The sequence below is a fragment of the Streptomyces sp. Edi4 genome, from assembly GCF_040253615.1.
Lineage (GTDB): Bacteria > Actinomycetota > Actinomycetes > Streptomycetales > Streptomycetaceae > Streptomyces.
Window position 1 is genome coordinate 2,507,774 of record NZ_JBEJGY010000004.1, and the last position, 15,066, is coordinate 2,522,839.

General features: G+C 71.8%; 8 protein-coding genes. 2 read left to right on the forward strand and 6 right to left on the reverse strand.

What is annotated here, in order from left to right:
* Window positions 1-27: 27 nt before the first annotated feature.
* Both ABR738_RS13425 and lepA read right to left on the reverse strand, forming a co-directional pair.
* On the reverse strand, window positions 28-1,911 hold the full coding sequence (locus tag ABR738_RS13425) for an AMP-dependent synthetase/ligase (RefSeq protein WP_350230206.1): 1,884 nt from the start codon (window positions 1,909-1,911) through the stop codon (window positions 28-30).
* Window positions 1,912-2,183: 272 nt separating this feature from the next.
* Complete coding sequence (gene lepA / locus ABR738_RS13430; RefSeq protein ID WP_350230207.1) at window positions 2,184-4,049, reverse strand: translation elongation factor 4; 1,866 nt, start codon at window positions 4,047-4,049, stop codon at window positions 2,184-2,186.
* Between the two features lie 227 nt (window positions 4,050-4,276).
* Between lepA and rpsT the strand changes: the two genes are divergently transcribed.
* Together rpsT and ABR738_RS13440 are read left to right on the forward strand one after the other, a co-directional pair.
* Window positions 4,277-4,543 carry a 30S ribosomal protein S20 gene (rpsT, locus tag ABR738_RS13435; RefSeq protein WP_350230208.1) on the forward strand — a complete coding sequence of 89 codons (267 nt, stop codon included), beginning with the start codon at window positions 4,277-4,279 and terminating at the stop codon, window positions 4,541-4,543.
* Window positions 4,544-5,543: 1,000 nt separating this feature from the next.
* Window positions 5,544-6,158 (forward strand): response regulator transcription factor, encoded by a 615-nt coding sequence (locus ABR738_RS13440; RefSeq protein WP_350230209.1) that lies wholly within the window; start codon window positions 5,544-5,546, stop codon window positions 6,156-6,158.
* A 27-nt stretch (window positions 6,159-6,185) separates the two neighbouring features.
* Here the strand turns inward: ABR738_RS13440 and ABR738_RS13445 are convergent, their stop codons facing one another.
* The 4 genes from ABR738_RS13445 to ABR738_RS13460 form a co-directional block, all read right to left on the reverse strand.
* Window positions 6,186-8,816 carry a sensor histidine kinase gene (locus ABR738_RS13445; protein WP_350230210.1) on the reverse strand — a complete coding sequence of 877 codons (2,631 nt, stop codon included), beginning with the start codon at window positions 8,814-8,816 and terminating at the stop codon, window positions 6,186-6,188.
* Between the two features lie 89 nt (window positions 8,817-8,905).
* Entirely contained in the window at window positions 8,906-11,281 is a 2,376-nt protein-coding gene (locus tag ABR738_RS13450) for a sensor histidine kinase (protein WP_350230211.1), read from the reverse strand.
* Between the two features lie 271 nt (window positions 11,282-11,552).
* Window positions 11,553-13,943: a sensor histidine kinase gene (locus ABR738_RS13455; protein ID WP_350230212.1), complete on the reverse strand. Its 2,391-nt coding sequence runs from the start codon at window positions 13,941-13,943 to the stop codon at window positions 11,553-11,555.
* Between the two features lie 104 nt (window positions 13,944-14,047).
* Window positions 14,048-14,692: a hypothetical protein gene (locus ABR738_RS13460; protein ID WP_350230213.1), complete on the reverse strand. Its 645-nt coding sequence runs from the start codon at window positions 14,690-14,692 to the stop codon at window positions 14,048-14,050.
* Window positions 14,693-15,066 lie beyond the last annotated feature (374 nt).

Sequence of the window (15,066 nt, forward strand, 5' to 3'; positions counted from 1 at the left end):
CCCCCTCCACCGCGCCGGCGGCCCCGCTCAGGCCTCGCGCGAGCCCGCGTACATCTCGTCGATCAGGGCGCGGTACTCGCGCTCCACCACCGGCCGCTTCAGCTTGAGACTGGGGGTGAGCTCGCCGTGCTCGATGTCGAGGTCGCGCGGCAGCAGCCGGAACTTCTTGATCGTCTGCCAGCGCTGCAACCCCTCGTTGAGGCGCTTGATGTAGCCCTCGACCAGCTCCACCGTCTGCGGCGCCGCCACCACCTGCGCGTACGAGCCGTCGATGCCCTGCTCCTTGGCCCAGCCGAGGATGGTCGGCTCGTCGAGCGAGATCAGCGCGGTGCAGAAGTTCCGGTCGGCGCCGTGGACCAGGATGTTGGAGACGAAGGGGCAGACCGCCTTGAACTGGCCCTCGACCTCGGCGGGGGCGATGTACTTGCCGCCGGAGGTTTTGATGAGGTCCTTCTTGCGGTCGGTGATCCGCAGATAGCCGTCGGCGGACAGCTCGCCGATGTCACCGGTGTGGAACCAGCCGTCGGACTCCAGGACTTCGAGGGTCTTCTCGGGCAGCCGGTGGTAGCCCTCCATGACGCCGGGGCCGCGCAGCAGGATCTCGCCGTCGTCCGCGATGCGTACCTCGGTGCCGGGGAACGGCTTGCCGACGGTGCCGGTGCGGTAGGCCTCGCCCGGGTTGACGAAGGAGGCGGCCGAGGTCTCGGTCAGGCCGTAGCCCTCCAGGATGTGGATGCCGGCGCCGGCGAAGAAGAAGCCGATCTCGGGCGCGAGCGCCGCCGAGCCGGAGACGCAGGCCCGCAGCCGCCCGCCGAACGCCTCGCGGATCTTGCTGTAGACCAGCGCGTCGGCGACCCTGTGCCTGGCCGACAGCGCGAAGGGCGCGCCGGGCCGGCCGGTGCGGCGGTAGTTGTCCTGGCTGACCTTGGCGTACTCGCGGGCCACCCCGGCCGCCCACTGGAAGATCTTGTACTTGGCGCCACCGCCCTCACGGGCCTTGCCCGCGATCCCGTTGTACACCTTCTCGAAGATGCGCGGGACGGCGGCCATGTAGGTCGGCTGGACGACTGGCAGATTGTCGATGATCTTGTCGATGCGGCCGTCGACTGCCGTCACATGGCCGACCTCGATCTGCCCGGAGGTGAGCACCTTGCCGAAGACGTGGGCGAGCGGCAGCCACAGGTACTGCACGTCCTCGCCGGTGATGAGGCCGGTCGCGGCGATGGCCTTGGCCATGTACGACCAGTTGTCGTGCGGCAGTCGCACACCCTTGGGGCGGCCGGTGGTGCCGGAGGTGTAGATGAGGGTGGCGAGCTGGTCCGCGGTGATGGCCGCGATGCGCTCCTTGACCGCGCCGGGGTTCTTCTCCAGGTGGGCGGCGCCGCGCGCCTCGAGCTCGGCGAGGGTGAGCACCCAGCCCTCGGGGTCGCCCTCGGCGGGCTCGGCGCCCGCCGGGTCGATGACCACGACGTGCCGCAGGTCCACCAGCGCCTCGCGCCGCTCGCGGGCCTTGGCCAGCTGGGCGGCGTCCTCGGCGATCAGGACCCGGCTCTCGGAGTCGGCCAGGATGAACGCCGACTCCTCGGCGTTGGTGGAGGGGTAGATCGTGGTCGTGGCGGCGCCCGCGCACATCACGCCGAGGTCGGCCAGGATCCACTCGACGCGGGTGGAGGAGGCGAGCGCGACCCGCTCCTCGGCCCCGATCCCGAGGGTGATCAGGCCTGCGGCGATCGCGTGGACCCGCTCGGCGGCCTGGGCCCAGCTGAGCGACTTCCACTCGTCGGGGCTCTGGCCCGTGCCCGGGACCGGATAGCGGTAGGCCTCCGCGTCCGGTGTCGCGTCCACGCGCTGGACGAAGAGGGTCGCCACGGACGGCGGCCGGTTCTCGATCAAGGTCTGGGTGTCGCTCACGACGTCCTCCGGGCTGGCCTGCGGCAAGGCTGCGCGACTGGCTGGTTGTCCGAGTGCTCTGGGCTGCGTGTGCTGAGTCCGAGTGCTCTGGGTCCTCTGGCTGTCCGACGCTTGTTTAACTGGTGAGTAACCATCGGGCGTGATCAGAGTAGAGCGCCGCCGCCCGCCACGTAAGGGGCAACCAAGAGTGGTTTCATAACGAACGGACCCCCGTGCCGGAGCACGGGGGGCCGTTGTGGTGATGGTGCGAAGAGCCGGTGATCGCGGGCGTACTACTTCTTCTTGGCGCCCGACTCGTCGCTGGAGAGCACCGCGATGAAGGCTTCCTGGGGGACCTCGACCGAGCCCACCATCTTCATCCGCTTCTTGCCCTCCTTCTGCTTTTCGAGGAGCTTGCGCTTGCGGGAGATGTCGCCGCCGTAGCACTTGGCGAGGACGTCCTTGCGGATGGCGCGGATCGTCTCGCGGGCGATGACCCGGGAGCCGATCGCGGCCTGTACGGGCACCTCGAAGGCCTGGCGCGGGATGAGCTCGCGCAGCTTGGCGACCAGGCGCACCCCGTAGGCGTACGCCGCGTCCTTGTGGCAGACCGCCGAGAAGGCGTCCACCTTGTCGCCGTGCAGCAGGATGTCGACCTTGACCAGGCTCGCGGCCTGCTCGCCGGTGGGCTCGTAGTCCAGGGAGGCGTACCCGCGCGTCTTGGACTTCAGCTGGTCGAAGAAGTCGAAGACGATCTCCGCGAGCGGCAGCGTGTAGCGGATCTCGACGCGGTCCTCGGAGAGGTAGTCCATGCCGAGCAGGGTGCCGCGCCGGGTCTGGCACAGCTCCATGATCGAGCCGATGAACTCGCTGGGCGCCAGGATGGTGGCCCGCACGACCGGCTCGTACACGTCCGAGATCTTGCCCTCGGGGAACTCGCTCGGATTGGTGACGGTGACCTCCTTGCCGTCCTCCAGGACGACGCGGTAGACCACGTTGGGCGCGGTCGCGATGAGGTCGAGGTTGAACTCGCGCTCCAGGCGCTCGCGGATCACGTCCAGGTGCAGCAGGCCGAGGAAGCCGACGCGGAAGCCGAAGCCGAGGGCCGCGGAGGTCTCCGGCTCGTACACCAGGGCGGCGTCGTTGAGCTGGAGCTTGTCCAGGGCCTCGCGCAGGTCGGGGTAGTCCGAGCCGTCCAGCGGATACAGACCCGAGAAGACCATCGGCTTGGGGTCCTTGTAGCCGCCCAGGGCCTCGGTCGCGCCGTTGTGCAGGCTGGTGATGGTGTCACCGACCTTGGACTGACGCACGTCCTTCACGCCGGTGATGATGTAGCCCACCTCGCCGACGCCGATGCCGTCGGCCGGGGTCATCTCGGGGGAGGAGACGCCGATCTCAAGGAGCTCGTGGGTGGCGCCGGTCGACATCATGCGGATGCGCTCGCGCTTGTTGAGCTGGCCGTCCACGACACGGACATAGGTGACGACGCCCCGGTAGGAGTCGTACACCGAGTCGAAGATCATCGCGCGGGCGGGCGCGTCGGCGACACCGACCGGGGCCGGCACGTCACGCACCACGCGGTTCAGGAGCGCGTCCACGCCGACACCGGTCTTCGCCGAGACCTTCAGGACGTCCTCGGGCTGGCAGCCGATGAGGTTGGCCAGCTCCTCGGAGAACTTCTCCGGCTGGGCGGCCGGCAGGTCGATCTTGTTGAGGACGGGAACGATGGTGAGGTCGTTCTCCATGGCCAGGTACAGGTTGGCCAGGGTCTGCGCCTCGATGCCCTGGGCGGCGTCGACGAGCAGGACGGTGCCCTCGCAGGCGGCGAGCGAACGCGACACCTCGTACGTGAAGTCCACGTGGCCCGGGGTGTCGATCATGTTCAGGATGTGGGCCCGGCCCTGGTCGGGGCCCTCGGTGGGGGCCCACGGCAGACGGACCGCCTGGGACTTGATCGTGATGCCGCGCTCGCGCTCGATGTCCATGCGGTCGAGGTACTGGGCGCGCATCTGCCGCTGCTCGACCACGCCGGTCAGCTGGAGCATCCGGTCGGCAAGGGTCGACTTGCCGTGGTCGATGTGGGCGATGATGCAGAAGTTGCGGATCAGCGCCGGGTCGGTACGGCTCGGCTCGGGCACGTTGGGAGGAGTCGCGGGCACGCAGGGTCCTGATTCTTGAGGCCCGCGGGTCTGATCGCGGCGCCTCGTCTCGGGTCGACGACGGTTCGATACGTAAGTAGCAACCCCTATCGTCCCACGCCTGCGGGCCTGCGCCCGGTTTGGGCTGGTCGGGGGGCGACTGGTAACGTGGACAGCTGTGTCTCGTCACTCTTTCGGCGGCGGGACACGACCGAAGATCGAATCATCGAACCTGCAAAGGCTCTTTCGTGGCGAACATCAAGTCCCAGATCAAGCGGAACAAGACGAACGAGAAGGCGCGCCTGCGCAACAAGGCCGTCAAGTCCTCGCTCAAGACCGCGATCCGCAAGGCCCGTGAGGCTGCTGCGGCCGGCGACCTCGAGAAGGCCACCGTGGCCGCTCGCGAGGCCTCCAAGAAGCTCGACAAGGCCGTCAGCAAGGGTGTCATCCACAAGAACGCCGCCGCCAACAAGAAGTCGGCGCTGGCGCACAAGGTTGCCGCTCTCCAGGGCTAAGGCTCAACCGCTTCATCTGAACGACCGCCTGTACGGGACCCAGCGGACCCTCTCTACCGCTCCCGTACGGCAGCTTGAGTGCCGCGCGCGGACGCGTTCGCCACGCGGGCGCGGTGCCACCAGAAGTGACACGAGGGCCCCGTCGCCTCCTTCCCCAGGAGACGACGGGGCCCTCGTGCGTGCCACGGGGGCGTGCGGCGCCCGCCGGTCCCGTGCCGTGCGTGGCTCCGCGCCGCAGGGCGAGCGTCGCCCGGCCCCGGCCCACGCTCTTGGGCGGACCCCGCGCCGGGTGCCTCGCGCGGGTGGCGGGCCAGCCCCGCCCCGTGGGCACCGACCGGGGTGGAGACCGCGAGGTCCCGCTAGGCGCCCGGGGTCGGCACACCGCCCAGGTGTCCGGGACGGGCACTGCTCAGCGTCCGGGGCGGAAGGCGTCCGAGGCAGGGGCCGCCGGATCCGCAGGCGTCGCCCGGCCCGCGCTCGTGGACGGCCCCGCGCCAGGCGCCTCCCGCCGTGACGGGCCAGCCCCGCCCCGTGGGCGCCGACCGAGGTGAAGACCGCGAAGTCCCACCCGGTGCCTGGCCGGGTGGGCGCACAGCCGGGGTCCGGTGCGGTGGCACCGCCGGGGTCACGGCCGAAACCTCGGCGGGGTCATGGCCGGGACCGCCCAGGCCGTAGCCGGGACCGCCCAGGCCATGGTGGGGACCGCCGGGCCGTGGTGGGAACCGCCCGGGTCGCGGCCGGGACCGCCCAGGCCATGGTGGGAACCGCCAGGCCGTGGTGGGAACCGCCCGGGTCGCGGCCGGGACCGCCCAGGCCATGGTGGGAACCGCCAGGCCGTGGTGGGAACCGCCCGGGTCGCTGCCGGCACCGCGGGCCGTGACCGGCGCCGCCAGCCCGGGACCGCCCGGGCCATGGCATGGACCGCCGATTACGACCCGGGCCGGAGGCCTACTGCATAATCGCTGGGACCGACCCATGATCCAGCACAACGGGGGGCACCATGGTGCGCGTTCTGATTGCCGAAGACATGCACATGCTGCGCAGGGCACTGGTGTCGCTCATCGAGCTCGAGCCCGATCTGGAGGTCGTCGCCGAGCTGGCGTCGGGCACGGACATCGTGCCGACCGCGATGGCGATACGGCCGGACGTCGCCGTCCTCGACATCGACCTGCCCGGCACCGACGGCATCACCGCCGCCGCCGCCCTGCACACCTCCGTACCGGAGTGCCGCACCCTCATTCTGACCAGCCTCGGCCGGCCCGGGAACCTCAGGCGCGCGCTGGCCGCCCACGTCTCCGGCTTCCTGCCCAAGGACTCCGACCCGGACAGCCTGTGCGCCGCGATCCGGCGGGTGGCGGCGGGCGAGCGCGTCATCGACCCCCAACTGGCCCTCGCCACGCTCGACTCGGGCCCCTCCCCGCTCACCGACCGCGAACGCGAAGTGCTGCACCTCGCTTCCGAGGGCCTGGAGGCCGGGCACATCGCGTCCCGGCTGCACCTGTCGTCCGGCACCGTACGCAACTACCTGGCGTCGGCCGTCAGCAAACTGAACGCGCGCAACCGCGTCGACGCGATCCGCATCGCGCGCGACGCGGGCTGGCTGCACGCGAGCTGAGGCCCCGCCGCCTCGCCACCCGCCGCCTCACACCCCCGCCAGCCGGACCTCCGCGCAGAGTTCGAACCGGCCGCCGGGCCGAGGCCCCGCCGTGAGGCGGCCGTTGACCGACTCGACCCGCGCCATCAGGTTCCCGATCCCACTGCCACCCGCGAACCCCGAGCCCAGGCCCGCGCCCCCGGCCGCCCCCGCCCCGTCGTTGACCAGGCTCAGCCACACCGCGCCCGCCGTGCGCCCGGCGGTGATCTCGCAGGACGCCGCTGTGCTGTGCCGCAACATGTTGGTCAGGCCCTCGCGCACCAGGGTGGCGAGGACGCTCTCCACGTCGTCGGGCAGCTCCCCGCACTCCAGCCGGACGGTGGCGCGGATGCCGACGCCGGACAGCAGGGCCGTGGCGTGCTCGGCCTCGGCGGCCAGCGACATCCTTCCGCCGCCGTCCGCCAGGGCGGGGACGTCGGCCAGCGCCGCGCGGGCGATGGCCAGCACTTCGGTCAGCTCCTCGCGTGCCCGCGCCGGCCGGTCCCGCGCGATCCGACGCACCAGCTCGCACTTGAGCGTGATCGCCGACAGGCTGAAGCCGAGCAGGTCGTGCAGATCACGCGCGAAACGCAGCCGCTCGGTGGTCACCGCGAGCCGGGCGACCTCGGCGCGCGAGCGGTGCAGCGCGCCGGCCAGCCGCGCCATGCGGGTCAGCCCGAAGACGACCACCGCGCAGATCGGTGTGTACGCGCTCTCGTAGATCACGTCCTGCGTCGCGACCCCCAGCGCGTACTGCGCGGCCCCGCTCGCGGCGGTGACCAGCGCGAGGACCGGCCAGGCGGCCACCGCGGGCAGGGCGAGCAGCGCCGACCCGGCCAGGAAGCCCGGGGTACCCGCCCACGCCCTGCCGAACACCAGGAACGGCGCGAACTGGAGCACCGCCTGCGCGCCCAGCGCCCCGTACCGCAGGCGCCCCTTCCAGCGCGCTCCCCAGGGCGAGCACCAGTGGAAGGACTCGGCGAGCTGGAGCGCGAGGCAGCCGAGCAGACAGAGTTCGACGGCGAACAGGCCGTGGGCGTACGGCGCGTAGGACCAGCCCTCGGCCGAGTACGACAGGAAGTATCCGACGAGCACCACAAGCGTGATCGCGCGTGCGGCACGGGGCAGCACCCCGCGCTCGTCCACCCGCCCCGCCCCGCGCGACCTGCCGTCGGGCCCCGGTCGCGTACCGCCAGACCCTGGGGCGGAGGGCCCCGGCCGCATACCGCCAGGCCCGGGGGCGTCGGGCTCCGGCCGCGTACCGCCGGACCCCGGGGCGGAGGGCCCCGGCCGCATACCGCCAGGCCCGGGGGCGTCGAGCCCCGGTCGCGTACCGCCGGACCCCGGGGCGTCGGGCCCCGGTCGCGGCGCGTCCTGCCGCAGCGGCAGGGTGGCCCGCAGCCTGAACCAGCCCTCGCCGTCGAGCCCGTGGGCCAGGGCGCCGCCGAGCTCGCGGACCCGGCCGTCCAGCACGGCGAGCCCGCCGCCGGGGGCACCGTCGTCGACCCCGCCCGATGGGGCAACGACGTGGGCCACGCCCAGTGGGGCGCCGACGTGGACCCCGCCGGGCATGGCACCGTCGTGGGCCCCGTCCGGCACGCCACCGCCCACGGCACGCGCAGGCATCGGGGCGCCCGGCCCAACCCCGCCCGGCCCGACGCCGTCGTTGGCGACAACCAGGACGGCCGCGACACCGTCGCACTCGGTGGTGATCACGCAGCGTTCGGCCCGGCTGTGCCGCAGCAGGTTCGTCAGACCCTCGCCGAGCACGGCGGCCAGGACGGTGTCCACCGGGTCCGGCAGATCGCCGCAACCGTGGCGGACCGTGGTGTCGATCCCCGCCGCCGAAAGCGTCGGAACCGCCGAAGCCACCTCGTCCGTCAGGGACATCCGCCGGTAGCCACGGCTGACGGTCCGCACGTCACTGAGCGCCTTGCGCGCGATGACCAGCATCGCACCGACCGCCTCACCCGCCCCGGCGGGCGCGTCCACGACGAGACGGCGGGCCAGTTCGCATCTGAGGGCGATCTCGGAGAGGCTGCGCCCCAGCACCTCGTGCAGATCACGGGCGAACCGCAGCCGCTCCCGCGCCACCGCGAGGCGCGACAGTTCCTCGCGCGTGGCGTGCAGCTGGTCGATCATGTCGGGCATCCGCGAGAGCCCGATGACGACCAGCGGGATCAGCACCGCCTCGATCCCCGCGTACGTGAAGTCCCCCGCCCCGAAGCCGAGTTGGCGAAAGAGCGCGAATTCCCCCGCGACGGCGCTCACGAAGAGTGGCCATCCGAGGACCGAGGGGAAGACGAGGACCGCCGAGGCGGCGAAGAACTCCGTCATCCCGCCCCATGCGGCCCCGAACACGGCGATCGGCCCGTAGGAAAGCACCCCGAGCAGCAGCCACGTGGCCCAGCGCAGGCGACCGGGCCGACCGGCGAACCCCGGGAAGGAATGGAGGAGTTGAAGCCCCATGATGGCCACGAAGCCGAGCACGGCCCCCACAGCGTGCCAAGGAGGCGGGTGCTCGGCCCAGACGTGACTGCCGTCGATGACGAAGAAGCCGAGCAGCACTCCGGCGGTGATGCCGATCGCCGTACGCCGTGACAGCGCCCGCCCGTCGAGATGCCCGAGCCCGTCGCCCATACGACCGCGGTGGCGACTGCGACCGCCACTCCCCCTGCGACCGTCCGTGTCGTCGACCCTCAACTGCCCGCTGAGGTCCGCTACTTCCGTCATCGGCGGCCGACGGGCATCGGGGCGTCGCCTACGGAGCCGAGCCCGCAGGCCGCCGTACCCGACAGGTCGACCTCCGCCGTCAGCTCGAACCGGCCATCGGGCCGCGCCCCCGCCGTCAGACGCCCATTCACCGCCCGCACCCGCGCCGCGAGATTGCCGATCCCACTTCCCCCGCCTCCGGCCCGGGAATCAAGACCGGACGACGGACAGCCGTCCACCCCGTCATTGACGACGGTGAGCCGCACCCCACCCGCCCCCGTCCGCCGAACCCGTATCTCACAGCGACCCGCCCGACTGTGCCGCAACACATTCGTCAACCCCTCCCGCACCACCGTCGCAAGAACGGTCTCCACATCCCCCGGCAACACCCCACCATCCGTATCCACCGTCGCCCCAATCCCCGCCCCCTCCAACACCGCCACCGCGCTCCCCACCTCCGCACGCAGACTCAACCGCTGCCGCCCCTCAGCCACCGACCGCACATCCCCCAACGCCCCCCGCACGATCCCCAGCACCTCCACCAACTCCCCCCGCGCCACCTCAGGCCGGCTCACCGCCAAACGCCGCACCAACTCACACTTCAACGTGACCGCCGACAGACCGAAACCCAACAAATCATGCAGGTCACGCGCGAAACGCAACCGCTCCGTCGTCACCGCGAGCCGCGCGATCTCCGCGCGGGAGCGATGCAGCTCATGCGCCAACCGCGCCAACCGGGACAGCCCGTACACCACCAGCGCGCAGATGACGGTGTACGCCGATTCGTACGTCAGGTCCCACACGCCGTTGCCGATGCGGTACAGCTCGATGCCGCCCGCCGTCGTCACGGCCGCGAGCAGGGGCCAGGCGGCGACAGCCGGCAGCGTCAGGAGCGCCGTGCCCCCGAGGAAGCCCGGCAGTCCCAGCCAGGTCGGGCCGAGGAACACCAGCGGCGCGAACTGGAGCAGCGTCAGCGCGCCCAGGGCGCCGCGCGTCACCCATGGCCGGCTGACCGGCCAGGCGTACCGCCAGTGGAAGGAGACCGCCAGTTGCAGCACGAAGATGGCGACGACGCAGAGCTCCGTGGCGACGCCGTGGCCGAGGGTGGGGTGGTAGGCCATGGCCACTTCCGAGTACGCGAGGAAGTAGCCCGCCAGAACCGCGAACGCGATGGCGGAGGCCGCACGCGGCAGCATGTCGGGGTGCCTGAACCCCCGTGTGGGAGCAGGAAGTTGACCGGGTTCGCCCGTCTCCGGCGCGGGCCGCCGCCCCGCACCCGGCTGTCCCGGCCACGCGCGGTCCGGCACCGCCACCGCCACCCGCACCGCCACCGGAACCACGGCTTCGAGGCGGAACCGACCCTGGCCGTCCGTGCCATGGGTGAGTGTGCCGCCGAGCTCACCCACCTGGGAAGCGAGCATGGTCAAACCACCCCCAGCACCGCCCCTGGCACCCCTGGCACTCCGCGTCCGCCCGCCGCCATCGTTGACCAGGGTCAACACGGCGGACCCGTCGTCGCGCAGTCGCACCCGTATCTCGCACCGCTCGGCCTTGCTGTGGCGCAACATGTTCGTCAGGCCCTCCCGCAGGACGGTCGCGAGAACGGTGTCCACGTCGCCCGGCAGCTCCTCCCCGGCCACGTCGAGCGACGTGCGAATTCCCGCCGCCGAGAGCATCGAGACCGCCGCGTGGGCCTCGGCGGACAGGGACATCTCGCGGTAGCCACGACTGACCGAGCGCACATCCGCCAGCGCCTTGCGCGCGGTGCGCAGCACCTCACCCAGCTCCTCATCGGCCTTCGCCGGCGCCTCCGTGAGCAGCCGGTACGCCAGCTCACACCTCAGTGAGATCGCCGACAGACCGAGACCGAGCACATCGTGCAGATCACGCGCGAAACGCAGCCGCTCCCCCGCCACCGCGAGCCGGGACAGCTCCGCACGCGAACGGTGCAGCTTCACGATCATGTCGGACATCCGCGAGAGCCCGATCACGGTCAACGGGATCAGCACCGCCTCGATCACCGCGTACACGGTGGTCTCCCAGCCGGTCCCGAAGTGGTAGAAGACCAGGCTGTCGGCCAGCGCACCCAGGCAGAACAGCGCCCACCCCACCACCCCGGGGAACACCAGCACCGCCGAAGCGGTCAAGAACGCGGCCATCCCGCCCCAGCCGACCCCGAACGCGAGAATCGGCGCATAGGTCAGCACGCCCTGGAGCCCCCACGTGGCGAACCGGAAGCGGGCGGGCCAGGGCGCAAGGCCGGGAAAGGAGTGGGCGAGCTGAAGCCCCAGGATCGCTCCGAAACCGAGCGCGCCGAGCGACAGCTCCCACAGCGGCGGATGCTCGAACCAGACCCACGCGCCGTCAATGACGAAGAAACCGACCAGCACCACAATCGTGAGGGCGATCGCCGTACGCCGAGGCGGCGAGTCCCACCCGTCACGTCCCGGCTCCGGCCCGGGTTCCGGCTCCGGATTCGGCCCGGGTTCCGGATTCGGCTCCGGATTCGGCTCCGGATTCGGCTCCGGCTCCGCGCGGCCGACAGTGTCGGTCCTCAAGGTCTCGGTCTCCCCCATGCTTGCTGTCTCGGTCGTCGTCAATGGCGCGTAGAAATCGGGTGGTTGAGGGCGGTCGAAGGTGGTGGTCGCGTACGCCGCCGGCCCCTCACGCCCCCGCGTCGAGCAGGTCGACTTCCACCGTCAGCTCGAACCAGCCGTCCGCCCGCTCCCGCGCCACGAGCCGGCCGTTCACCGCGCTCACCCGCGTCGTCAGATTAGCGATCCCGCTGCCCCCGCCACTCCCCGATCCCGGCCCCACCACCCCGCACGCGCCCACCCCGTCATTGACGACGGTGAGCCGCACCCCAACCGCCCCCGTCCGCCGAACTCGTATCTCACAGCGGGCGGCCCGGCTGTGCCGCAACACATTCGTCAACCCCTCCCGCACCACCGTGGCAAGAACGGTCTCCACATCGACATCCCCCAGCAACTCCCCACCACCCATGTCCACCAACGCCCGAATCCCCGCCCCCTCCAACACCGCGACCGCGCTCTCCACCTCCGCACGCAGGCTCAACCGCTGCCGCCCCTCAGCGACCGTCCGCACATCCGCCAACGCCCCCCGAGCTATGGACAGCACCTCCCTCAGCTCCTCCCGCGCCATGTCAGGCCGGCTCACCGCCAAACGCCGTACCAGCTCACACTTCAACGTGATCGCCGACAGACCGAAACCCAACAGATCATGCAGGTCACGCGCGAACCGCAACCGCTCCGTCGTCACCGCGAGCCGCGCGATCTCGGCCCGCGACCGGTGGAGGTCACAGGCCAGCTGGGCCATCCGGGACAGCCCGTACACCACCAGCGCGCAGATGACGGTGTACGCCGATTCGTACGTGACGTCCTGGAACGAGCCCCCGGACAGCTGGACCGAGACGCCACCGGCGACGGTCATCGCCGCGAGGGCCGGCCACGCGGCGGCGGGCGGCAGGACGAGAAGTGCCGAGCCCGCGACGAAGCCCGGCATGCCGAGGTAGTCCGGGCCGAGGAAGAACCAGGGCAGGCACTGGAGCAGCAGCAGTCCGGCGAGGGTGGCCAGGCGCAACGGGCGGCCGTGGCGGGACAGCTGGGCCGAGCGCCACTGGAAGGAGATCGCGAGCTGGAGGAGGAAGGTGGCGCTCAGGCAGAGTCCGGTGGCGGCCGTGTGGCCGGGCGGCGGATCGTAGGAGGCGGCGACCACGGCGTACGCGAGGAAGTAGCCGGTCAGGACGGTGAGCGTCATCGCCGTGGCGGCCCGGGGCACCAGGTCGCGGTGGCCCCGGGCGCGTGCGGGCGGCCGGGCGGCGCCGTCCGCGCGCGGCCCGGCCCCGGGATCCGTGTCCCGGTCCTCCCGTGGCCGGTGGGGCAGGGGTACGGCCGCTTCGAGGCGGAACCAGCCCCGGCCGTCGCTGCCGTGCCCGAGGCTGCCGTGCCCGAGGCTGCCGCCGAGCTGTCCGATCCGGCAGCCGAGGGCGGCGAGGCCGCCGTCCGGTGCGTCCTTGGGGGGCCGGGTGCGGCCGACGCCGTCGTTGACCAGTGTCAACAGGGCTGATCCGGCGCGGAGTTCGGCCCGTATCTCGCACCGTTCGGCGTTGCTGTGGCGCAGCAGGTTCGTCAGGCCCTCGCGCAGGGCGGCCGCGAGGACGGTGTCCACGGCAGCCGGCAAAGCGCCGGTCTCGATGCTCACAGTCGTACGGATGCCGGCGGCGGACAGCATCGAGACCGCCGCGTCCGCCTCGCCCGACAACGACATCTCCCGATAACCACGACTGACCGAACGCACCTCCGCCAGCGCCCCGCGCGACGCACACAGCACCTCGCCCAACTCCTCAACAGCCCTCGCCGGCGCCTCCCCGAGCAACCGATACGCCAGCTCACACTTGAGAGAGATCGCCGACAGACTGAGACCGAGCACATCGTGCACGTCACGCGCGAAACGCAGCCGCTCCCCCGCCACCGCGAGCCGCGACAGTTCCTCGCGCGAGCGGTGCAGCTTGATGATCATGTCGGACATCCGGGAGAGCCCGATGACGACGAGGGGGATGAGGGCGCCTTCGATGACGTTGTACGCGACGGTGGTGGTGCCGCGTCCGCTGTACAGGCCCCAGCAGGTGAGCACGCCGACGCCGAAGAGCGGCCATCCGAGCACGGCGGGGAGGACCAGGACCGAGGAGGCGGTGAGGAATTCGGCCATCCCGCTCCAGGCGAAGCCGAACAGGGGGAGGGGGGCGTAGGCGAGGACGGCCTGGAGGCCCCAGGTCGCGTACCGGTGGCGTTGGAGGCCCGGCAGGAAGTGCGGAAAGGAGTGGATGAGTTGCAGGCCCATGATCGCCACGAAGCAGGCCAGGGCGGCGGCGCGCTGCCACCAGGGCGGATTCTCGGCCCAGAGATAGACGGCGTCGGTCACGAAGAATCCGAGCAGCGCGACCACGGTCACGGCTATGGCCTTGCGCGGCGGAAGGACGACGCTGCCGATGTCGGCGGATATTCCTTCCGGATGGCCGAGCCGTTCCGCTGTCAACTGTCCCCCATGGCTCGCGGCACCCGCTCACGAGCACCGCAAGCACCTCTCCGGTCCGGATCATAGGTAATCCGTTGGCCGGATCCCTAGTGCCCGGCCTGTTCTCACGGCGGGTCGGCGCCCCGGGGGCCGACCGCGCGGAGCAGTCCGGCGGCGGCCGTGTAGGCGCGGGCGGCGCGGACGACGCTCCACGGCAGCGCGACACCGCGCGCTGACCGGAAATCGCCGCCGCCCGCTCGGAGGTGGAGGAGCAGGAGCGGGGCGTCGGGGCCGTGCAGTTCGACGCGGTGCTCACCGCCCTCGTACGCGAGCACGGGATCGCGTCCCGGACCGCGCAGTACCGCGCCGCTGGGCACGCGCAGGTGGCTCCCGGGCGCGGCGGGCGCCGGGCGGAACCGGGCCCGGGGCGAGAGCGGGATCACGCTCAGGAGCAGGGACGCGCCGATCGCGAGGTGGCGCACGGTGACGTGCTGGAGCGGTTCGAGGGCGCCGAGCAGTTCGCGGGACGCCTCGCTCCATTCCTCCTCGGGCACGTCGTAACCGGGGAAGCCGGGCACCACGTTGCCGAGCGAGACCGGTCCGAGCTGCATCCGGCGCAGCGCCTCACCCAGCAGCGCACCGGGACGCTCAAGCCGCAGTTCCCCCCACGGCGTGCGCAGCGCGGTGTGGGGACCGGGCAGGAACTCGACGTCCTCGAGCAGCGACCAGAACTCCCCGAGCTCCCGGGCCCCGAGGCGGTCGATACGCATGAGAGGGGGTCCTTCCCACCGGCGGGGTGTGGTGTGCGGGGCGTGGGGTGTGATGTGCGGAGGGTGTGGGTTCGCGGGTGTGTGGCGTGCGGCGTGCGGAGGGTGTGGGTTCGCGGGTGTGTGGCGTGCGGCGTGCGGAGGGTGCGGGTTCGCGGGTGTGTGGCGTGCGGCGGGTGGCGTGTGGAGGGGAGCGCTGGTGGGCGCGGCGGGCCGCCTGGGGCCCAAGTCCGTTCGCCCAGAGACGAGTTGGGGCGCCGTACGCCGACCACGGCAAGAGCCCGGCGCCCAGAACTCTGCCGGGCGCGGCCCGTCAGTCCCAGTGCCGTGCTCACGGGATGGGCGTGAATCTTTCATACCGGCGCCCGGGTCAGCCG